At 52.7% G+C, this 19,855-nt stretch carries 17 protein-coding genes; 7 read left to right on the forward strand and 10 right to left on the reverse strand.

Annotated features, from left to right (window positions below):
- The first annotated feature begins 27 nt into the window (after positions 1-27).
- Positions 28-1,155 (forward strand): sodium ion-translocating decarboxylase subunit beta, encoded by a 1,128-nt coding sequence (locus METLU_RS0102200; RefSeq protein ID WP_027156793.1) that lies wholly within the window; start codon positions 28-30, stop codon positions 1,153-1,155.
- Positions 1,156-1,379: 224 nt separating this feature from the next.
- Positions 1,380-2,600 (forward strand): alanine--glyoxylate aminotransferase family protein, encoded by a 1,221-nt coding sequence (locus METLU_RS0102205; protein WP_027156794.1) that lies wholly within the window; start codon positions 1,380-1,382, stop codon positions 2,598-2,600.
- Between the two features lie 162 nt (positions 2,601-2,762).
- On the opposite strand, the gene METLU_RS0102210 is transcribed toward METLU_RS0102205, so the two are convergent.
- The 6 genes from METLU_RS0102210 to METLU_RS0102235 form a co-directional block, all read right to left on the reverse strand.
- Positions 2,763-3,407, reverse strand: coding sequence for an IS630 family transposase (locus tag METLU_RS0102210; RefSeq protein ID WP_196806481.1), 645 nt, complete (start codon positions 3,405-3,407; stop codon positions 2,763-2,765).
- Positions 3,346-3,711 carry a helix-turn-helix domain-containing protein gene (locus METLU_RS0102215; protein ID WP_027156756.1) on the reverse strand — a complete coding sequence of 122 codons (366 nt, stop codon included), beginning with the start codon at positions 3,709-3,711 and terminating at the stop codon, positions 3,346-3,348. The genes METLU_RS0102210 and METLU_RS0102215 overlap by 62 nt, the downstream gene beginning before the upstream one ends.
- Positions 3,712-3,800: 89 nt before the next feature.
- Entirely contained in the window at positions 3,801-5,474 is a 1,674-nt protein-coding gene (locus tag METLU_RS0102220; protein WP_027156796.1) for a formate--tetrahydrofolate ligase, read from the reverse strand.
- A gap of 107 nt (positions 5,475-5,581) precedes the next feature.
- A complete protein-coding gene (glyA, locus tag METLU_RS0102225) occupies positions 5,582-6,838 on the reverse strand; it encodes a serine hydroxymethyltransferase (protein WP_027156797.1) in 1,257 nt (418 codons plus the stop codon).
- 29 nt (positions 6,839-6,867) lie between these two features.
- Positions 6,868-8,250, reverse strand: coding sequence for a glycerate kinase type-2 family protein (locus METLU_RS0102230; RefSeq protein WP_027156798.1), 1,383 nt, complete (start codon positions 8,248-8,250; stop codon positions 6,868-6,870).
- A gap of 19 nt (positions 8,251-8,269) precedes the next feature.
- Positions 8,270-9,127 (reverse strand): NADP-dependent methylenetetrahydromethanopterin/methylenetetrahydrofolate dehydrogenase, encoded by an 858-nt coding sequence (locus METLU_RS0102235; RefSeq protein WP_027156799.1) that lies wholly within the window; start codon positions 9,125-9,127, stop codon positions 8,270-8,272.
- Between the two features lie 351 nt (positions 9,128-9,478).
- On the opposite strand from METLU_RS0102235, the gene METLU_RS0102240 reads away from it, so the two are divergent.
- On the forward strand, positions 9,479-10,459 hold the full coding sequence (locus tag METLU_RS0102240; RefSeq protein ID WP_027156800.1) for a malate dehydrogenase: 981 nt from the start codon (positions 9,479-9,481) through the stop codon (positions 10,457-10,459).
- Between the two features lie 52 nt (positions 10,460-10,511).
- On the opposite strand, the gene METLU_RS0102245 is transcribed toward METLU_RS0102240, so the two are convergent.
- The gene (locus METLU_RS0102245) at positions 10,512-11,483 is read right to left on the reverse strand and encodes a 2-hydroxyacid dehydrogenase (RefSeq protein WP_027156801.1); all 972 of its coding nucleotides are present in this window, start codon (positions 11,481-11,483) and stop codon (positions 10,512-10,514) included.
- 126 nt (positions 11,484-11,609) lie between these two features.
- Positions 11,610-12,776, reverse strand: coding sequence for an aminotransferase class V-fold PLP-dependent enzyme (locus METLU_RS0102250; RefSeq protein WP_027156802.1), 1,167 nt, complete (start codon positions 12,774-12,776; stop codon positions 11,610-11,612).
- Between the two features lie 262 nt (positions 12,777-13,038).
- On the opposite strand from METLU_RS0102250, the gene METLU_RS0102255 reads away from it, so the two are divergent.
- The 4 genes from METLU_RS0102255 to thpR all read left to right on the forward strand — a co-directional run bounded on the left by METLU_RS0102255 (position 13,039) and on the right by thpR (position 16,826).
- Positions 13,039-13,989 (forward strand): HpcH/HpaI aldolase/citrate lyase family protein, encoded by a 951-nt coding sequence (locus METLU_RS0102255; protein ID WP_027156803.1) that lies wholly within the window; start codon positions 13,039-13,041, stop codon positions 13,987-13,989.
- Positions 13,990-14,073: 84 nt separating this feature from the next.
- The gene (locus METLU_RS0102260; protein ID WP_027156804.1) at positions 14,074-15,255 is read left to right on the forward strand and encodes a malate--CoA ligase subunit beta; all 1,182 of its coding nucleotides are present in this window, start codon (positions 14,074-14,076) and stop codon (positions 15,253-15,255) included.
- 13 nt (positions 15,256-15,268) lie between these two features.
- On the forward strand, positions 15,269-16,156 hold the full coding sequence (gene sucD / locus METLU_RS0102265) for a succinate--CoA ligase subunit alpha (RefSeq protein ID WP_027156805.1): 888 nt from the start codon (positions 15,269-15,271) through the stop codon (positions 16,154-16,156).
- 157 nt (positions 16,157-16,313) lie between these two features.
- Positions 16,314-16,826 (forward strand): RNA 2',3'-cyclic phosphodiesterase, encoded by a 513-nt coding sequence (gene thpR / locus METLU_RS0102270; protein WP_027156806.1) that lies wholly within the window; start codon positions 16,314-16,316, stop codon positions 16,824-16,826.
- Positions 16,827-16,851: 25 nt separating this feature from the next.
- Here thpR and METLU_RS0102275 read toward each other — a convergent pair whose 3' ends face one another.
- Together METLU_RS0102275 and trkA are read right to left on the reverse strand one after the other, a co-directional pair.
- Positions 16,852-18,309 carry a TrkH family potassium uptake protein gene (locus tag METLU_RS0102275; RefSeq protein WP_027156807.1) on the reverse strand — a complete coding sequence of 486 codons (1,458 nt, stop codon included), beginning with the start codon at positions 18,307-18,309 and terminating at the stop codon, positions 16,852-16,854.
- A 139-nt stretch (positions 18,310-18,448) separates the two neighbouring features.
- Positions 18,449-19,816 (reverse strand): Trk system potassium transporter TrkA, encoded by a 1,368-nt coding sequence (trkA, locus tag METLU_RS0102280; RefSeq protein ID WP_027156808.1) that lies wholly within the window; start codon positions 19,814-19,816, stop codon positions 18,449-18,451.
- Between the last annotated feature and the right edge of the window lie 39 nt (positions 19,817-19,855).

Consider the following 19,855-nt stretch of genomic DNA (forward strand, 5'->3'; position numbering starts at 1 on the left):
CCCTGATTATCAGACGAGACTCATCCGATGGACAATCTGCTTTCACTCTGGCACAGCACCGGCCTGTACAATATGACCGGCGGCCAGGCGCTCATGATGCTGGTCGGCTTCCTGCTGCTGTTCCTGGCCATCAAGAAAGGCTTCGAGCCGCTCCTGCTGCTGCCGATCGGCTTCGGCGCGATCCTCAGCAACATCCCGGTCGCCGGCATCGCCGACGAGGGCGGCCTGCTCTATTACCTGTATTTCGGCATCAAGAGCGGGCTGTTTCCGCTGCTGATCTTCATGGGCGTCGGCGCCATGACCGATTTCGGGCCGCTGCTGGCCAACCCGAAGACCTTATTGCTCGGGGCGGCCGCGCAGTTCGGCATCTTCGCCTCCCTGCTCGGCGCCCTGGCGCTGAACATCGTGCCGGGCCTGGAATTCAGCCTGAAGGATGCGGCGGCCATCGCCATCATCGGCGGCGCCGACGGCCCGACCGCGATATACGTGGCCTCGCGCCTGGCGCCGGACCTGCTCGGCGCGATCGCGGTCGCGGCCTATTCGTACATGGCCCTGGTGCCCTTGATCCAGCCGCCGATCATGCGCGCTTTGACCACGGAAGCCGAGCGCCGCATCGAGATGCAGCAGATGCGCACGGTCGGCCGCACCGAGAAGATCGTCTTCCCGCTGCTCTTGATCGCCCTGACCGCGCTGCTGCTGCCGTCGGCCGCGCCGCTGGTCGGCATGTTCGCGCTGGGCAACCTGATGAACGCCTGCGGCGTGGTCGACCGGCTCAGCCAGACCGCCCAGAACGAGCTGATCAACATCGTGACCATCTTTTTGGGGCTGTCGGTCGGCTCCAAGCTCAGCGCCGAGGCGTTTTTGCAGATGGAGACCTTGGGGATTCTGGCCCTGGGCGCGGCGGCGTTCGCGATCGGCACGGCGGCCGGCGTGCTGATGGCCAAGCTGATGAACAAATTCAGCAAGACGCTGATCAACCCGCTGATCGGCGCGGCCGGCGTGTCGGCCGTGCCGATGGCGGCGCGCGTCGCCAACAAGCTGGGCCTGGAGAGCAATCCGCACAACTTCCTGCTCATGCACGCGATGGGCCCGAACGTGGCCGGCGTGATCGGCTCGGCGGTCGCCGCCGGTATTTTGCTGAGCCTGGTGAAATAAAGACGGAAATGCCTGTAGTTAAGTCATTTTCGCTTGATAAACAGTTAATTCATGGGTTTTATGCAAAACTCAGTCACAATTTGCGGGTTTGATGCAAGATCCAGTTAATTGTTTTTTGCTATGATGACACGGCCTGACTTGTCAGGTCGTGTCTGAGTAGTAGGCACATGGATTGGTTCTGTCTCTACTCTCTCGTTATACAGTAATTAGTTTAGGAGCTTTCAATGACTATTTTTCCAGCTTTGGAAATCCCCAATACGCTAGCCGCCGGTCCCGGTCCTGGTAACACAGATCCCAGGGTGCTCGAGCGCTTGTGCAAAACCGGTGTTGCCGATCACATGCAAGCCGATGTTGTGAGAGGGATGATTGAAGCTAAACAGATGCTCCGCGAAGTATGGGGTACAAAAAATACTTATACTTACGGTGTTGCCGGTACCGGTTTCAGCGGCCTGGATTGTGTATTCAGTCTGATTCTTCCGGGCGATAAAGTTGTCGCGTTCGTTAACGGTACTTTTAGCGGCATTGACGGGCAGGCGATCCGCATGAAGGCATCCAGTATTCAGGATTTGGCGGCTGATCCATTAAATCCAAAACCTGCCAATGTGACGGTGGTCAATGTGCCCCATGGGCAATCCGTGACCGGCGAAATCGTCGATGCGGAATTGGCTAAACACAAACCGATGTGGGCTTTTATGGCGCACTGGGAAACTGGTAGCGGTCGTGTCAATGACCTGAAAGGTTTTAATGACGCCTGCGCCAAACATGGCGTCATGGGCATTGTCGATGCGGTATCCAGCCTGGGCGTCGCCGATTTTAGCATCGATGACTATCCGGCCATCGTCGCTTGGGCGTCTTGCCCGCAAAAAGGCGTATTGAGCCTGCCGTTGACTTATGCGCCGGTCAGTTTCAGAGATGAAGCAATTAACCTTTTAGCCAGACGCGGCTGTTACACCTATGTGCACCATCCTATTCTGGAAGCGCGTCACTGGGGCATCGTGGACGGGCAGGATGCGGCGGCGGTTTATCACCGTACGCATTCGTCTTATGCCGTGGCCGCGTTCCATGAAGCTTTGCGCATTCTGCTGACACATACGGTCAAGCAAAAGGCGGCCGACTATGCTTATCATGAGGCTGCACTGAAGCAGGCCGTTCAAGCCATGGGGTGCGAAGTCACTTCCAATATGACCAGTCTGGTCGTATTGAATTTGCCCGGTAATCTGGCCGGTAAGGAAAAAGAGCTGGTCACTAAGTGTCGGGCCGAAGGCTTTGCGATTTGGACGACCTTGTCAGAACCAGTGCAGATACGCATCGGTATCCTGAATCAGCTGACCGTTGAAGCGATTAGCGACATCATCGGCCGCTTTGTCGATGCCATGATCAACATGGGCGCGGATATCGATAAAGAGGCGGTTATGCAAGGGCTTAACGCCTATTATACCGGTTAATCCTCTAGCGTAGGCGGGTTACGACCCGCGGAGAGCGACTGCTGGCGGAACATTCAGTGATTAGCGCGTCTAACCCGCCCTGCAGACTCTGCTACAAATAAAAAAAGCCTCTGACGGTTAACCGTCAGAGGCTTTTTTTTACCAGGCTAGAGCAATTATCTATTACGTAGAAACATAGCCTGAATGCCTGAAGAGATTGAGGCACTCATCCGCTTGAAACTCATCCAACAGCTTACCAATGAGTTGCCAGAGCTTGTCGTAAGTGCGCTCGGCGGCCTTGCGCAGCAACGCCTTCAGTTTGGCGAAGACTTGCTCGATCGGATTCAGCTCAGGACTATAGGGCGGCAGATATTGGATCGTCGCCCCGTGCGCTTCAACAATGGACTGGACTTCCGCCACCTTATGGGCGGACAGATTGTCACAGATGACGATGTCGCCGGGCTTCAAGGTCGGTCCCAGTTGCGAGCGCAGATATTCCTTGAAGGCTTCGCCCGTCATGGCCTGGTCCAGACACCAGGGCGCGGTGAGCCGGTCGGCACGCAAGCCGGCAATGAAGGTCAGGGTTTGCCAATGGCCTGCCGGTGCCGCATCCCGACAGCGGGCGCCACCCAAGGCCCGGCCATAGCGACGGATCATGTTCGTGGAGACGCCCGTTTCATCCAGAAACACCAACTTCGACAGATCGCAGGTTTGCTGCCAGGCTTGCCATTGCTCTCGGGCCATCGCGACATCTGCGCGTTGCTGCTCACTGGCGACCAGCGTTTTTTTTATAGCGATAGCCCAGCTTGCGCCTAATAAACTTATCAATGGCCGAGATCGAAACACTTAGGCTGTGTTCGCGTCCCAGCCAAGCCTGCAGTTCCTGCAAGGTCATCGACGGACTACTCGCTAACTGTTCCTTGATGGCGGCTTCATAAGGTTCCAGCCGCGAGCGTCTGTAGCCGCCAAAGGGCTTGCCTTGAACGGCTCCGGTTTCACGCCACAAGGCGTGCATTCGGCAGACAAAGGCCGGACTGACTTTGTATTGTAAAGCCACGGCCCGCACGGTGTGGCCTGCGGCAACCGCTTCAGCCACCCGGCTGCGTAAATCTTCGGAATAAGGCTTGGGCATGATAAAAATGGCTCATTTCGTTTAACAAGAGGTTAGTTTATATCATGTTTTTATCTAAAAGATAATTGCTCTAGTGGAGCCGATTAAGGTTAAAACAAGCCGGTAATTTTGCCGTTGTCATCAATATCAATCCGTTCCGCGGCCGGCACCTTAGGCAGGCCCGGCATGGTCATCATGTCGCCGGCAATGGCGACGATGAAGCCGGCACCGTTGGCCAGCCTGACATCCCTGATTTCGACCGTGTGGCCGCTAGGCGCGCCTTTAGCGTTCGGATTGGTCGAGAATGACATCTGGGTCTTCGCCATGCAGACCGGGAATTTGCCATAGTCGGCTTCCCAGGCCGCCAATTGTCCCTTGACTTTGGCATTGGCCGTAACGCCTGCCGCACCGTACAGCTTGGTGGCGATGGTTTCGATTTTTTCCCACAGGCTCAGGTTCTCGTCATAAACATAGCTGAAGCCCGGTTCGCGGTTATCCACGATGTTGACGATTTCCCGAGCCAGTTCTTCGGCGCCGGCGCTGCCTTGAGCCCAATGTTTGGAAACAACGCATTTTGCACCCAAGGCTTCGCATTTTGCTTTCAGCAATGCGATTTCGGCATCGGTATCGAATGTGAAATGATTGATGCAGACCACGCAGGGCAGGCCGTAATGGTTGTTGATATTGCTCAGGTGCCGTTCCAGGTTTTCAAAGCCTTTTTCCAGAGCCGCCAGATTTTCGACATTCAGTTCTTCCCTGGCTACGCCGCCATGAAATTTCAGTGCCCTGACAGTGGCGACCAGCACGACGGCCGACGGTTTCAGGTCAGACATGCGGCATTTGATGTCGATGAATTTTTCAGCGCCCAGATCGGCGCCGAAGCCGGCTTCGGTGACGACATAGTCGGCCAGTTTCAGGGCGGTTTTGGTCGCCGTGACCGTGTTGCAGCCGTGCGCGATATTGGCGAACGGGCCTCCGTGGATGATCGCGATGTTGTTTTCCAGTGTTTGCACGAGGTTCGGCTTGATCGCGTCCTTTAACAAGGCCGCCATCGCGCCGTGCGCTTTCAGGTTGCGGGCATAAACCGGCGTCACTTTGTCGGATTTGTAGCCGATCACGATGCGGCCGAGGCGTTCTTTCAGGTCGGCGCGGCTTGTCGCCAAGCACAGAATCGCCATGATTTCGGAGGCGACGACGATGTCATAGCCGTCTTCACGCAGATAACCGTTGGCGGGACCGCCCATGCCGACGACAATATTGCGCAGGGCGCGGTCGTTCATGTCGACGACGCGCTTCCACTGGATGCGCCGGGGGTCTATGTCCAGCTCGTTGCCGTGGTTGATGTGGTTGTCTATCAAGGCTGACAGCAGGTTGTGCGCTACACCGATCGCATGGAAATCACCGGTAAAATGCAGGTTGATGTCTTCCATCGGCACGACTTGCGAGTATCCGCCGCCAGCTGCTCCTCCTTTGACACCGAAGCAAGGGCCCAGGGATGGCTCACGCAGGCACATCATGGCTTTTTTGCCGATGCGGTTCAAGGCATCGCCAAGCCCCACCGTTGTGGTGGTTTTGCCTTCACCGGCCGGAGTCGGGCTGATCGCCGTCACCAGAATCAGCTTGCCGTCTTTCTTGTCGCTCAGGCTATTGACGTATTCCAGCGACATTTTCGCTTTGTAATGGCCGATAGGGTCCAGATACTCGGCATCAATGCCGTATTGCTCTTTAACCAATCCGATGATGGGTTTCATGTTCGCCTTCTGGGCGATTTCAATATCAGACATAGTACCTCCCGATCTGATGTGATTTTTCAATTCAGTAAACGTCAAAAGCCTGCTTCATTCAGATTAATGAAGCAGGCCATGTAAGGGCTTAATCTGTTTTTTACAGCTTATTCACTGTAAACAGGGAAGCGAGCGCACAGCAGGCTGACTTTTTCGCGCACTGCGGCGATGACGTTTTCGTCATCCATGTTTTCCATGACATCGCACATCAGGTTGGCGATTTCAATCATTTGTGGCTCTTTAAAGCCGCGCGACGTCGGTGCCGGCGTGCCGACGCGAATGCCGCTGGTGACAAAAGGCGATTCAGGGTCGTTAGGCACGGCATTTTTATTAACGGTAATATGCGCTTTGCCTAAGGCGGCGTCAGCGGCTTTACCGGTGATGCCTTTAGGAATCAGCGAAACCAGCATCAGGTGGTTGTCAGTGCCGCCCGAAACGACGTCAAAGCCGCGATTCATGAATACTTCGGCCATGGCTTTGGCATTCTTGATCACTTGCTGTTGATAAGTGCGGAATTCAGGCTGCATGGCTTCCTTGAAAGCCACGGCTTTTGCCGCGATGACATGCATTAAAGGGCCGCCCTGAATGCCCGGGAAAATATTGGAGTCGAGCTTTTTCTCCAGGTCCGGGTTGCTTTTGCACAGGATGAGGCCGCCGCGAGGGCCGCGCAGGCTTTTGTGCGTGGTGCTGGTAACGACATCGGCATAAGGCATGGGGTTGGGATACAGTCCGGCGGCAATGAGGCCTGCAACATGCGCGATATCGACAAACAGATAAGCGCCGACTTCATCGGCGATTTCTCTGAAGCGCGCCCAGTCCATGACGCGTGAATAGGCGGAAAAACCGGCCACGATCATTTTAGGGCGGTGTTCCAGCGCCAGGCGTCTGACTTCGTCGTAATCAACCAGGCCGGTCTTCGGATCCAGATGATATTGTATGGCATTGTAGATCTTGCCGGAAAAGTTCGGTTTGGCGCCGTGCGTCAAATGGCCGCCATCGGACAGCGCCAGACCTAAAATGGTGTCGCCGGGCTGAATCAGAGCCATGAACACGGCCATGTTGGCCTGAGAGCCGGAGTGGGGCTGGACGTTGGCGTAGTCGGCGCCGAACAGTTCCTTGGCGCGGTTAATCGCCAGTTGCTCGGCCTTGTCGACAAATTCACAACCACCGTAATAACGTCTGCCCGGGTAGCCTTCGGCATATTTGTTGGTCAGCAGGGAACCCTGTGCTTCCATCACGCGCGGGCTGGCGTAGTTTTCAGAGGCAATCAGCTCGATATGATCTTCCTGACGATGACGCTCTTCTTCCATCGCCTGGAACAATTCGTCATCAAAACCGGCGATTGTCATGGATTTTTTAAACATTTATGTCTCCCGATATAGAGTTTTTGTATTCAAGATTGTGGATGGATCAGCAATACCTGCAGGTCGGCAACATTGGTCCCGGTTGCGCCCGTATCAAGTAAGTCTCCGGCGTTTTTTAAGGCGCTGTAGGCGTCATTGTTATTCAGCAGCGTTTGCGGATCAATGCCGGTCTGCCGCATGCGCTGGATCGTGTCCGGGTCAACCAGGCCTCCGGCTGCATCGGTCGGTCCGTCCCGTCCGTCGGTGCCGCCGCTTAAAAAGGTCCAGTTGCCGGTTAAGCCGTGTTTCTCGGCGGCACAAGCGAAGGCCAGCGCCATCTCCTGGTTGCGGCCGCCGCGTCCGGTGCCTTTCAGGGTGACTGTCGTTTCACCGCCTGCCAACAAGGCAACCGGTTTTGTGATGCCGTTATCGATGAGCCGCTTGGCATGGAGGACCAGCTTTTCAGCTTCGTCTCTGGCTTCGCCGCACAGGTGATCGTTATAGAGTGTTGCTTCGTAACCGAGGTCTTCGGATGCTTTTATGATCGCGCCGACGCTGATGGCATTACTGCCGATCAGCGTGTGAGTGCTATGCTTAAACGCTTTGTCGCCCGATTTAGGCGTTTCGGATACGTTGCCTTGCAGCCCTTGTTCCAGATGATGCCGGACATTGGCGGGTACTTTGTCCCAGACGCCTTTGGATTTGAAAACATCGATGGCATCGGCGAATGTGGTATCGTCAGGCACGGTAGGCCCGCTGGCGATGGCGCTTAAATCGTCTCCCAAAACATCGGATAAAATCAGTGCATGCAGATCGGCCGGTACCGCCATTTTAGCCAGGCCGCCGCCCTTGATTAGCGATAAATGCTTGCGTACGCAGTTGATCTGATTGATGTTGGCGCCGCAGGCCAGTAACAGATCCGTCGTGGCAATTTTCTCCTCCAACCTAATTGAAGGCACCGGGTAGGGGATCAGTGCCGAGCCGCCGCCGCTGACCAGCACCAGCACGAGCTCATCCTTTTGTGCGCCGCGCACCTGATCGGCAATCAATCGAGCGCCTTTAAGCCCGGCCGCATCGGGCAGCGGATGCGATGCGCCGATGACCTCGAAGTTATCGATGGCGGTTGCATTTTCATAGTTAGTCACGGCAATGCCCCGGCCTGCCAGCAGATGCGCCGGGATGATTTCCTGGGCGGCCCTGGCCATGGCGCAGGCTGCCTTTCCGAAGGCAATCATATGAACTTTTGACCACCTGCCCAGGAGTTTCTGATTGCTGTCATTTAAATTTAACCGGATTTCGATATGATGATCGCCAGCAGTAAGGCAGCGTTTAACGGCTTTATAAGGGTTGGAGGCCTCAATGCCGGCTTGAAAAATGTTGAGTGCATTTTTTCTGATGGCATCGATTGAGGCGGGATTGGCGGAATTGCTCATATCAACTTCTGTCAGGCGATCAAGCCATTTCCATAGCGAGAGCAAAGATGTTTTCGGCATCAAAAACCTGTCTGTTATCTTCAAACAGTTTGGCTATGCAGGCACGGTGTAAAGCCAGCTTCAACGTGCCAAAGCCGATAGCTCCCCAGATGATTTTGCCGTGGCGTTCGATGCCTTTGTCCATCATATCTGTGCCGCCGATGCCGATCGGGGGCGTTGCATTGGCGTCGGCCATCATTTCGATATGGCTGTTGTTTTGCCATTGGTCGGCTGTGAGCAGTTCGACGCCCGCCTTGCCGGTCGCAAAAACGATGTTCGCGTATTCGATGGCTTTGGCTCTGGCCTCGTTATCAGTCGCTTCAACAGGGATCAAGTCAACCCCGAAGCGTGCTTTCATGGCATTGCAGGCTTGTACGGCGCGCTCCATCGTGCGGGACGTCAGCGAGACTTCGGCGCCTTCCTGTGCCAGCATGACGGCCGCGCGCTGGCCTACCGGGCCTGTGCCGGCCAGTATCACGGCTTTTTTACCGGCTATGGTGCCGCTGGTAGCCAGTTTGGCCACGCCTGCGGCCGCGGTGGTGTTGCTGCCGTTGCTGTCCAGCATGATAGAGACCTGGAAGCCGGGGAAGAAATGCTTTTGTACGGCCGTAAAGAGCTCCTGGCCTGCGACCATGTCGCTGCCACCGACGAAAATGGCTGTGTTTTTCTTTTCCTTAGGTGCGCGCGTGAAAATAGTGCCTTCCACTAGGGAAGTGATGTTGTCCGGTGTCAGTCCTCCGTACCCGACCACATGATCCGCACCGCCATCATAGCCTACAACAGTATCGAAAACGGAGGGGTGAGCGTCTGTATCGAATTGGAATAGCAGTTTTTTCATTAACTTACCTGAGAGTGGTTTAGAAAATTACCCAGAAATACGATTCGTAAATCGCGGCATTATACTCGATAAACCCTTTAGTGCTCCATTTAAGCATTACTTTATGCGGCATTGAGAGGTAGTGCTCATTATTTGACATGTTTTGAGGGGTGAGGGCTTATTAGGTTGCGTGGAACGTGGGCTTTTCGTTATTATTTATTTAAATTGTGCTGTAGTTATGTAGTATGGATAGTTGGGTATTAAATAGATATGTGGTGTCGGGAATATAAAAGAGTTGGATGTTATATGATTTCCGATCATTTGGAACTTAACCATAAGTTCTGAAAAACATTATAGAAACTAGGAAAACAGATGAAAACACCCGTTCATATCGCGGTTACAGGTGCGGCAGGGCAAATCAGTTATTCATTGCTATTTCGCTTGGCGGCGGGTTCACTGCTTGGTTCTGAGCAACCGATCGTTCTGCATTTGCTGGAAATTCCGCCGGCTATGGATGCTTTACAGGGCGTGGTCATGGAATTGAAGGATTGCGCTTATCCGCTGCTGCATCGCATTGAAGTCACGGCCGATCCTAAAGTGGCGTTCAGGGACGTCGATTACGCTTTTTTGATTGGTGCGCGTCCGCGCGGGCCCGGCATGGAGCGTAAAGACTTGCTGGAGGTCAATGCGGAGATTTTCGCGATTCAAGGCAAGGCCTTGAATGAAGTGGCCAACCGGAATATAAAAATACTGATAACAGGCAATCCAGCCAACACCAATGCCTTGATCGCTTTAAATAATGCGCCGGATTTAAAGCCGGAGAATTTTTCCGCCATGAGTCGGCTGGACCATAACCGGGCAATAAGTCAATTGGCTGAAAAGTGCGGCGTATTGCCATCCGATGTAAAAAACATGACTATCTGGGGCAATCATTCCACTACCCAGTATCCTGATCTGCATCATGCCAGGGTCAAAGGTCAGGAAGCCTTGTCGCTGGTTGATCATAACTGGTTTGTAAAAGAATTTATACCTACCGTTCAACAACGCGGGGCGGCGATCATAAAAGCCAGAGGCGGACAGTCCAGTGCCGCATCGGCGGCCAATGCCGCGATCAATCAGATGGGCAACTGGGCCTTGGGCACCAAGGAAGGCGATTGGGTCAGTATGTCGGTGCCATCGGATGGCAGTTACGGCATCGAGCCGGGCTTGGTTTATTCCTACCCTGTCACGGTCGTTGATGGCCAGATCAATATAGTCAAAGGGCTTGATATCAACGAGTTCAGTATGCAAAGAATGCGGGCTACGGAGGCCGAATTAAAAGAGGAAAGGGATTCTATCAGGCATTTACTTTGAAAATCTTTTTCAGTAAAAACAAAAAAGGGCGGTTTAACCGCCCTTTCTTTAATTAAACGACCCGATCGGGTGGTTCCTGTCCAGCAAAAAAGGCCGCCAGATTTTTCAGTACTTTTTCTCCCATGGCCGTACGCGTAGCAATAGTGGCGCTGCCTAAGTGAGGCAATAGCGATACGTTGTCCAATGTTAGAAAACCTTCGTCAATGTTGGGCTCGCCTTCATAAACATCCAGGCCGGCGCCAGCGATTCTTTTTTCTCTCAGGGCTTTGATTAACGCTTTGCTGTCGACGACATCGCCGCGCGCAGTGTTGATCAAATGAGCCGTCGGTTTCATTTGGTTAAGCCGCTCTTCATTGATTAAATGCCGCGTTTCGGCGCCTCCCGGACAGTGCAGCGAAACGAAGTCGGAGACCTGCATAAGCTCTTCAATTGAATCACAGCGCGTCGCATCGAGCTCATTAACGACTTGCTGATCTGCGGCACGGGGACTGAAATAAAAGATTTTCATATTGAAACCATGATGGGCTTTTCGCGCCATGGCCTGAGCAATGCGGCCAAAACCGATCAGGCCTAATGTGGCGTCCGTGACATCGGAACTCATCATATGAGTCGGGCACCAGCCGGTCCATTGTCTGGCGCGAACCAAACGGTCGCCTTCGGCGCCGCGCCGCGCCGACATCAGTAACAGGGTCATGGCGATATCGGCGGTGCTTTCGGTTAATACGCCGGGTGTATTGGTGACAACCAGGCCCTGTTCCTTGGCGGCATGGATGTCGATATGATTGAAACCGACACCGAAGTTGCCCAGGATCTTGCAGCGCTTGTTCGGGACATTAATGACATCCGCCGGGAATGAGTCGCAAACGGTCGGGCATACGGCATCGTAGCTTTGCAGCGCGTCTTTGAAATGAGCGGCAGACAGCGGGCGGTCGTATTCATTTAAAGTAACGTCATAAAGCTCTTTCAGTTTGGCTTCAACGGATTCGGGCCACTTGCGCGTGACGAAGACTTTAGGTTTGCTCATTAATATCCTCCAAGTAAGAAACTTGTATTTTGGGATTTGAAAAAAGTAACGCTATAAAGCACAAAGGCATCACCGTTAATAACGGGATGCCTTTGTTTGGGTTTCTATGCTGATTATGCAGTCGCGTTATTTTGCCGTGGACCGGTAATATTCAATCGCGGCAGCAACGCCTGAGCCAGGCTTGATATCGAAGCCGTTATCCAGCATCGCCATTTCAACGCCGGCGATCGCGCCCAGCATGGACACGTCATTCATGTCGCCGACATGACCAATACGGAAAACCTTGCCAGCGACTTCTGACAGACCCGCACCCAATGAGATATTGTACTTATTGAATGCTGTGCTGATTACATCACGAGCATCTTTGTCTTCAGGTACAACAATCGCGGATACCGTATCCGACTCAAAACCGGGTTGTGCGCATAACTTCAATCCCCATGCGGCAACGGCGTTACGCGTGCCTTCGGCCAGGCGATAGTGGCGGGCGTAAACATTTTCCAGCCCTTCTTCCAATAACAAGTCCAGCGACTTGCGCAGGCCGTAGAGGATAGGCAGTGCAGGCGTATACGGTGTATAGCCGTCTTTATTCGCCGTCATCTGGTCTCTTAAATCCAGGAAGCAACGCGGATAGGTGGATGCTTCAGTTGCGTGCAATGCCTTCTGGCTGAAAGCCAAAAATGCGCCGCCGGCCGGCAGCATAAAGCCTTTTTGCGAGCCACTGATAGCGCCGTCAACACCCCATTCATCCATACGGAAATCCAGGCTGGCAATCGAGCTGACGCCGTCAACGAATAACAGGGCAGGGTGGTTGGCCGCGTCCATGGCTTTGCGCACGCCGCCGATATCGCTGGTAACGCCAGTTGCCGTTTCATTGTGGGTCGCCAAAACAGCTTTGATTTCGTGTTTTGTATCTTCTTTTAAACGGGCTTCCAATTTGTCCAGAGGAATGCCTTTGCCCCAGGTTTCCTGGTGAATTTCAACATTGAAGCCCAGGCGTTTTGCCATTTCAGCCCATAAGTGGCTAAATTGGCCGAAACGATAGATCAATACCTTATCGCCCGGGTTTAAGGTATTGGTTAAGGCAATTTCCCAGCCTGCAGTACCGGTGGCGGGGAAAATAAATGCCTGCCCGGTTTCTGTTTTAAATACTTTTTTAAGGTCCTGTAAAAGAGGCTTCAGCAGCTTGGGGAAGATAGGTGAGCGATGATCTTCCATGTTGACATGCATAGCATTCAGAACTTCACTTGGCACGTTGGTAGGGCCAGGAATATATAGGTGGTTACGACCAGCCATTGTATCGCCTCTTTAAAAATAATTAGTAGAATATCAAATTAAAACAAGGTTGAGCATTAGATAAAAGCTCAAAAAAACGCCCAATAATGACATAGCCGCTATAAATCGGCAAGAACTGATTGGTAACATGCGCTTTAAAAATTGACTTTGACGACTCTGAAAGTAAAATGGTCGGTTAATTTATGTCCGGCTTAAGCCGGAGAAGGCCGTGCAAGCACTGAAAACAGGGTCCCTAGTTTAATTATAAAATTGGAAGGTATCAATGAGTCACACATTATATGAAGCGTCAGTTCAACGGGTTCAACGCTGTGAACTAGCTGTTCCGGGCTCAAACCCCGGTATGTTCGAAAAAGCGATGAAGAGCGGCGTGGATTTCATCTTTCTTGATCTTGAAGATGCGGTTGCTCCCGATGATAAGTTGCAAGCACGTAAAAATGTCATCGAAGCGATCAACGATCTGGATTGGAAAGGTCATGGGGTTACCCTTTCAGTACGTATCAACGGTCTCGATACTCAATATATGGTGCGCGATGTGGTTGATCTGGTCGAGCAGGCCGGTAGCAAAATTGACACCATCCTGATTCCGAAAGTCGGCGTTTATGGCGATGTCTATATGGTTGAGGCGATGCTCAATCAGCTGGAAATGCAGCAGGGACTAAAAAATAAAATCGGCATTGAGGCGCTGATCGAAACGGCGCTGGGCATGGCCAATGTTGAAGATATCGCGCGCAGTGGCGCTTCCGGTCGCCTGGAGGCCCTGCATTTTGGCGTGGCCGACTATGCGGCCAGCAACCGCGCCAGAACCACCAACATCGGCGGCCTGAACCCCGATTATCCGGGCGATCAGTGGCATGCCGCAATCAGCCGCATGACTGTCGCTTGTCGTGCATTCGGCCTGCGCCCTATTGACGGACCATTTGGCGACATTAAAGATCCCGAAGGTTATAAAATGGCCGCAAGACGCGCGGCAGCGCTCGGCTGCGAGGGTAAATGGGCGATTCATCCGTCTCAGGTGGAATTGGCCAATGAAGTGTTTACACCGCCTGCGGCTGAAGTCGAGAAAGCACAACGCATACTAGCCGCTTTGAAGGAAGCGGCGGCACAGGGCAAAGGCGCGGCGGCGCTCGATGGCCGCTTGATCGACGCGGCATCGGAAAGAATGGCGAACAATGTCGTGAGAGCTGCTGAAGCCATTGCTGCTAAAACCAGATAATAAATAACAACAGAGACGGGGCCACACTTATCAAACAGGCCTATTGCTGATAATTTTTAAAATATTAATTTAGAGAGAGATGCTGTGGATATTCATGAGTATCAAGCGAAAGAAATTTTAAGCGGTTACGGAGTTAAAATCGCTGAAGGTGGAATGGCTTACAGCCCGGAAGAAGCGGTGCAACGCTCCAGGGAAATCGGCGGCAATGTCTGGGCTGTAAAGGCACAGATTCATTCGGGAGCTCGTGGTAAAGCCGGCGGCATTAAAATCTGCAAAACAGACAGAGAAGTTGAGGCGGCCGCGGAAGCGCTGCTGGGCAAGAGACTGGTCACGCATCAAACAGGACCGGCCGGTAAAGTCTGCTCAAGACTGTATGTTGAAGCCGGAACCGATATCGCGAAAGAGCTTTATTTCTGCTTTTTGGTGGACCGCAGTTCCGAGCGTATCGTCATGGTCGGCTCGGCGCAGGGTGGTATGGAAATCGAGGAACTGGCTGAAACCAATCCTGAAGCGATTACTAAAATCTACATTGAGCCGGCGGTAGGTCTGCAGGATTTTCAGGCGCGTGAAATGGCCTTCGCCTTGGGCATGGATGCGGCCATGCTGAGCCATGCCGTCAAGACAATTAAAGGCTGCTACCGTGCGCTGCGCGATCTGGATGCCAACATGCTGGAAATTAACCCGCTGGTTGTTACCGGCAGCGGCGAGCTGATTGCCCTGGATGCGAAAATGGGCTTTGACGACAATGCCTTGTTCCGTCAGCCGAAAGTAGCCGAGCTGCGCGATAAGACCCAGGAAGATGCGCGCGAGATGGCTGCGGCAGACCGCGGTTTGAGCTATGTCGGCCTGGACGGCGATATCGGTTGCATGATTAACGGCGCCGGTCTGGCCATGGCGACGATGGACATGATCAAACTGGCCGGCGGTGAGCCTGCCAACTTCCTCGATGTTGGCGGTGGCGCTTCAGCCGAGCGTACCGAAAAAGCCTTCCGCCTGGTATTGGCCGATGAAAACGTCAAAGCGATGCTGGTCAACATCTTCGCCGGCATCAACCGCTGTGACTGGATCGCTGAAGGCGTGGTCGAAGCGGTCAAGAAAATCGATATGAAAATTCCGTTGATCGTACGTTTGTCCGGCACGAACGTGGAAGAGGGACGTAGAATTATTGCTGAAAGTGGTTTGCCTATCATTACGGCAGAAACATTGGCAGAAGCTGCTGAAAAAGCCGTTCAAGCGCGTAATGAAGCTGTCGCAAAAGCTGGCTAAGGGGAAACTATAAATGGCTATTTTAATTAACGAAAACACACGCATTATTGTTCAGGGCTTTACCGGCAAAATCGGTACTTTTCATGCCCAGGACATGATTAATTACGGTTCCAATGTTGTCGGCGGCATCACGCCGGGCAAGGGGGGGCAGACGCATCTGGGGCTGCCCGTCTTTAATACGGTCAAGGAATCCGTGCAGAAAGTCGGCGCCGAAGCCAGTATCATTTTTGTTCCTCCTGCTTACGCGGCCGACTCGATCATGGAAGCGGCCGATGCGGGCATCAAATACTGCGTAGCGATCACCGATGGTATTCCTACACAGGACATGATGAAAGTGAAAAACTTTCTGCGCCGATTCCCCAAAGAGAAAAGAATGGTGCTGACCGGCCCTAACTGCGCCGGTACGATCAGTCCCGGACGCGCCATGCTCGGCATTATGCCGGGACACATCTATATGAAGGGCAATGTCGGTATCGTCGGGCGTTCAGGCACCTTGGGCTATGAAGCCGCTGACCAGATGAAACGTTTGGGCATCGGTGTTTCCACTTCGGTCGGTATCGGCGGCGATCCCATCAACGGCAGCTCGCACCGCGATATCCTGGAGAAATTCGAACAGGATTCGGAAACCAAGGTCGTGGTCATGATCGGCGAGATCGGCGGTCCGCAAGAAGTGGAAGCCGGCATCTTCGCCAAGCAAAACATGAGCAAGCCGGTCGTGGCTTATATCGCCGGTTTAACGGCGCCCGAAGGCCGTCGCATGGGACATGCCGGCGCGATTATTTCATCGGCGGGCGAAAGCGCGGCAGAGAAAGTCGCGATGCTGAAAGAGCTGGGCGTTACGATTTGTCCGACGCCGTCTTCGATGGGTGAAACGGTCGCAGCCGTATTGGCTAAGCTGTAAGCTGAGGCATTTATCGAAAGCAAAAGCCGCAGCCCGCTTAGAGCGGGCTGCGGCTTTTTTCGTTTTAAGGGTCATGAAATTCATTAATTTGAACTTTGCTTGACTGATGCGCTGAATATTTATACAAGGAATTTTTCAGCATTGAGAGGGTTCGCTCATGAAAAAGCTATTTTTTGCATTATGGCCGGACGATGAAACCAGACAAGAACTCATGCGGTTACAGAAAACCATCGACGCTAAGGGGGTAAGGTGGGTGCCCGCACAAAATCTGCATGCGACGCTGGTTTTTTTAGGCAATGTTGATGAAGCGACTGAAGCTGCGATCAGGAAAAGCGTTGCAGGCATTTCCATCGAACCTTTTACATTGACGTTTGACCGGTTGAGTTACTGGAGCAGGCCCAGGATTTTATGCCTGACCTGTCAGCAATTCGGGCAGGAGGTGGTGGCGTTGGCGGAAGCGCTGGATAAAGCGGCGGCGGACTGCGGTGTGCAAACCGATACGAGGCCGTATACGCCGCATATTACCCTGGCCAGACAAGCTCGGGCCATCGAACAGGATTTCACACCCATTACCTGGCATGCCGAATCATTTTGTCTGATGGAATCGTGCAGTGTGCCGGAAGGTGTTTTTTATAAAGTATTACAGCAATGGTCCTTTACTAAACCGTAGTCTAAAGACAAAGGTAATCATCGCCTTATTTTTTCCAGAACTCAGGCACAAACAAGATAATCATCGAAAAGATCTGCACGCGTCCCAGCAGCATGGCAATGATGCAAACACCGGTCTGGAAATCGGTCAGGCTGGCGTAATTAGTCGCAGGACCGACTTGATTGAGGCCGGGGCCCGTGTTGTTAAAGCTGGCAATAATGGCTGTGAATGCGCTGAGGAAGTCCATGCCGCTCAGCAGCAGCGTGAAAACCATGATAACGATACTGATAAAGTACAGAAAAATAAACCCGGTCACGGACGCAACAATATTGTGATTGATAATATTGTTGCCTATTTTCAAAGGCTTAATTGAAAAAGGATGGATAAATTTGTAGAGCTCCAGGCGTGATTGTTTCACCAGAATAATTGTGCGGATCATGCGTATGCCGCCGCCGGTAGAGCCGGAAGATGCGGAAATACAGCTCAGGAATAACATCAGCATTGACACGAAAATAGGCCACTGGTTGAAATCCTGGCTGGAATAGCCGCTGGAGGTGGCGATAGTGACCAGGTTGAATGAAGCGTGACGTAATGCGGTTAAATAATCCGGATACGTACCCTGGTACCATAAGGCTGTAGTTGCTGCAATACAGCTGACAAACATCAATATCAGGAAGCTTCTCGCTTCCATATCCTTGGCATAAGGTTTCAGGGTCTGTTTTCGGATTGCAATGAAGTGGGTCGCGAAATTAATGGCTGCCAGTAATTGAAATGCAGTTAATACCATTTCAATAGCAGGCGAGTTAAAAAAGCCGATGCTGCTGTCATGCGTTGAAAATCCGCCTAAACTCATAGCGGAAAACGCATGGCAGACTGCATCAAACCAGGTCATTCCGGCCAGTTTCAATGCGATGATGCAGATTACAGTATAGCCTGCGTAGACCAGCCACAGGGCTTTTGCCGTTTGCGCTATGCGCGGAGGCAACTCGGACTCCTTGACTGCGCCTGGCGCTTCGGCCTTATATAACTGCATGCCGCCGATACCGAGGATAGGCAGGATGGCTACCGCCAAAATGATGATGCCCATGCCACCGATCCAATTCAGTTCATGGCGCCAGAGGTTGAGCGACATCGGTAAATGATCCAGTCCGCTCAGTGTCGATGCGCCGGTAGTGGTCAGGCCGGAGACTGTCTCGAAATACGCATCGATAAAACTGATTTCCGGCATATAGATCATGAATGGCAGCGTGCAAAACGCCGGAATCAGCGACCACGTCATAGACACCAAAAGAAAACTTGTTTGCCTGGATACTTTTTTAGATGTGCGTAGACTTGGAAAAAACATTAAAGCGCCCAGCAGCAAAGTAATCCCTGTGCCTTCAAAAAAAGCGATCGTGGCGCCGTCATGGCTGATCAATGATGTCATCAGGCAGGTAGCCATCAAGGCGCTAAAGCCTATCGTGACCAGGCCAAAAATATGGATAATAGTAAAAATGACATTCATGAAAATGCTGGAATTGTGTAATGGTTTAAAAGCACAACTGCGATAAATGACGTATATATTCGAAATACGACAATTTAGTCATGTAGCGATGACAACACGGGCTTAGGCCAAACGACTTTATAGAGCATCGCCGAAAGGGTTATTTACTGAGGGGTTGAAATTTCTGCTCAATATAAGTGACTAGTTTTTTATCCAGTGCAAACATCACGACATGATCGCCTTCCTCGAAGACTGTGTCATGATGTATGGAAATAACCTGCCGGTCGCGGATCAAAGCACCCAGTACGATGCCTTCCGGCCACTGAATGGCGTCCACTTGCAGCCCTACTACCGAGTTCTCGCCATTGCCTTTGTGTGCGACGGCCTCGATTGCTTCGGCGGTGCCGCCGCATAAGGAACTGACGCGCGCCACATCGCCGCGTCTGACGTATTTCAGGATGCTGCCCAACGTTTCAACGTTGGGCTGGACAGCCACGTCGATGCCGGTGCCGGGCAGTAACTTTGTGTAAGATCGGTTGTTGAGCAGGCATATTGCCTTGCGAACGCCCAACTGTTTCGCCAGCGAAGCCGAGATAATGTTTTCGCCGTCATGGTCGGTAACCGCACAAAACAGGTCGGTTTTATCGATGGACTCATCGAGCAGGAGGGATTCATCGGTGCAATCGCCCTGCAGTACCACGGTGCGATTAAGATCATTGGCGATTTTTTGGGCGCGTTCCGGATTCCGTTCGATGATTTTGACCTGATGGTTTTTTTCCAGGGCCAGCGCCAGACGCTTACCGATATGTCCGCCGCCGGCAATGATAATGCGTTTTAACGGAGCTTCCAGTTTCCGCAGGTCTTTCAATACTTGCTGCACTTCCTTGCGCGGGGCCACGATGAACACCTCGTCACCGGTGGCGATAAAGGCCTCGCCATTCGCGACCAAAGGTCGTCCTTGCCTGAAAATAGCCGCTATACGAATTTTGCCGCCTGACAGGCGACCTTTCAGTTCCTTGATTTTTTTGCCGGTTAAAAAGCCGTCCGGGCCCACTTTCAACGAAAACAGCCGCACCAGTCCGTCGGCGAAATCGGTAATCTGCAAGACGCCCGGCAGTTCAATCAGGTTGCGTATCGATTCCATGACGATTTGCTCCGGGCTGATCACGATATCGACAGGAATGCCTCCGGGAGCGAACAGTTTGGGATTTTGCAGGTAATCGATGGCGCGGATGCGGGCGATCGTTTTCGGGCGGCTATAGAGCTTGTTGATGATCGTGCAGGCCAGCATATTGGTTTCATCGCGGTCGGTTACGGCAATGACCATATCGGTATTATATACGCCAGCTTGTTCCAGAACGCTGGGGTGGGCGGCATTGCCAACGACCGTGGCGATATCGAAGCGTTCCTTCAAGGCATCCAGCAGATGGGTTTTATAATCGATGACAACAATATCGTTTTCTTCGCTCGCCAGTGCCTCGGCGACCGAAGCACCGGTCATGCCGGCGCCAAGAATCAGTATTCTCATAATAGTATCAACAACCCAATAAGATTTTGGGTCTGTTTG

The sequence above is a fragment of the Methylobacter luteus IMV-B-3098 genome (assembly GCF_000427625.1).
In the GTDB taxonomy this organism is placed as follows: domain Bacteria; phylum Pseudomonadota; class Gammaproteobacteria; order Methylococcales; family Methylomonadaceae; genus Methylobacter; species Methylobacter luteus.

What these genes read in the sequence shown, in the direction of transcription:
- METLU_RS0102200 (WP_027156793.1), top strand. Translation starts at nt 28, where the DNA reads ATGGACAATCTGCTTTCACTCTGGCACAGCACCGGCCTGTACAATATG.
- METLU_RS0102205 (WP_027156794.1), top strand. Translation starts at nt 1,380, where the DNA reads ATGACTATTTTTCCAGCTTTGGAAATCCCCAATACGCTAGCCGCCGGT.
- METLU_RS0102215 (WP_027156756.1), bottom strand. Translation starts at nt 3,711, where the DNA reads ATGCCCAAGCCTTATTCCGAAGATTTACGCAGCCGGGTGGCTGAAGCG.
- METLU_RS0102220 (WP_027156796.1), bottom strand. Translation starts at nt 5,474, where the DNA reads ATGTCTGATATTGAAATCGCCCAGAAGGCGAACATGAAACCCATCATC.
- glyA (WP_027156797.1), bottom strand. Translation starts at nt 6,838, where the DNA reads ATGTTTAAAAAATCCATGACAATCGCCGGTTTTGATGACGAATTGTTC.
- METLU_RS0102230 (WP_027156798.1), bottom strand. Translation starts at nt 8,250, where the DNA reads ATGAGCAATTCCGCCAATCCCGCCTCAATCGATGCCATCAGAAAAAAT.
- METLU_RS0102235 (WP_027156799.1), bottom strand. Translation starts at nt 9,127, where the DNA reads ATGAAAAAACTGCTATTCCAATTCGATACAGACGCTCACCCCTCCGTT.
- METLU_RS0102240 (WP_027156800.1), top strand. Translation starts at nt 9,479, where the DNA reads ATGAAAACACCCGTTCATATCGCGGTTACAGGTGCGGCAGGGCAAATC.
- METLU_RS0102245 (WP_027156801.1), bottom strand. Translation starts at nt 11,483, where the DNA reads ATGAGCAAACCTAAAGTCTTCGTCACGCGCAAGTGGCCCGAATCCGTT.
- METLU_RS0102250 (WP_027156802.1), bottom strand. Translation starts at nt 12,776, where the DNA reads ATGGCTGGTCGTAACCACCTATATATTCCTGGCCCTACCAACGTGCCA.
- METLU_RS0102255 (WP_027156803.1), top strand. Translation starts at nt 13,039, where the DNA reads ATGAGTCACACATTATATGAAGCGTCAGTTCAACGGGTTCAACGCTGT.
- sucD (WP_027156805.1), top strand. Translation starts at nt 15,269, where the DNA reads ATGGCTATTTTAATTAACGAAAACACACGCATTATTGTTCAGGGCTTT.
- thpR (WP_027156806.1), top strand. Translation starts at nt 16,314, where the DNA reads ATGAAAAAGCTATTTTTTGCATTATGGCCGGACGATGAAACCAGACAA.
- METLU_RS0102275 (WP_027156807.1), bottom strand. Translation starts at nt 18,309, where the DNA reads ATGAATGTCATTTTTACTATTATCCATATTTTTGGCCTGGTCACGATA.
- trkA (WP_027156808.1), bottom strand. Translation starts at nt 19,816, where the DNA reads ATGAGAATACTGATTCTTGGCGCCGGCATGACCGGTGCTTCGGTCGCC.